This window comes from Alteromonas sp. 5E99-2, assembly GCF_017368475.1.
GTDB lineage: Bacteria > Pseudomonadota > Gammaproteobacteria > Enterobacterales > Alteromonadaceae > Alteromonas_F.
Map to the genome: position 1 here is coordinate 1 of NZ_JAFNJE010000067.1, position 640 is coordinate 640.

At 51.4% G+C, this 640-nt stretch carries 1 protein-coding gene; it reads left to right on the plus strand.

The features are described 5' to 3' along the window. The coding region (locus tag J3L16_RS15905) for a F0F1 ATP synthase subunit A (protein WP_207614045.1) at positions 1-640 on the plus strand (640 nt) is incomplete at both ends.

Consider the following 640-nt stretch of genomic DNA (forward strand, 5'->3'; position numbering starts at 1 on the left):
CGTTAAGCCGTTGTTCGGCGACGGCCCTGTTGGCTTGTTCACGATTACAAACGCAACATTGTGGATGGCCATTGCGGTTCTCGCGATTGTAGCGATCTTCGTTCTTGGCTCAAAGGGCCGGGCGATTGTCCCAACCCGCGTTCAGTCAGTCGCAGAACTGATGTACAGCTTCGTATATAAGATGGTTGAAGACGTGACTGGTAAAGATGGGGTCAAGTACTTCCCATACATCTTTACACTCTTTACTTTCATCTTGTTCGCCAACTATTTGGCGCTTCTTCCGATGTCGTTCTCAACAACATCACACATCGCGGTTACAGCGATCCTTGGTTTTGGTGTCTTCTTTGCAGTCACAATCCTTGGTTTTGTTCTGAACGGCGCGTCCTTCCTTGGCATGTTCTGGATGAAAGACGCACCAGCGATCTTGCGCCCGATCATCGCAATCATCGAAGTCATCTCTTACTTCGTGCGCCCTGTGAGCCACTCTATCCGTCTTGCGGGTAACGTCATGGCCGGCCACGCAGTTATCAAAGTTTTCGCAGGTTTTGCTGCCATCGGCATCATCAGCCCTGTATCCATCGCAGGCATCGCCGCCATCTACGGACTTGAAGTCCTTGTGGCCGGTATCCAAGCCTACGTC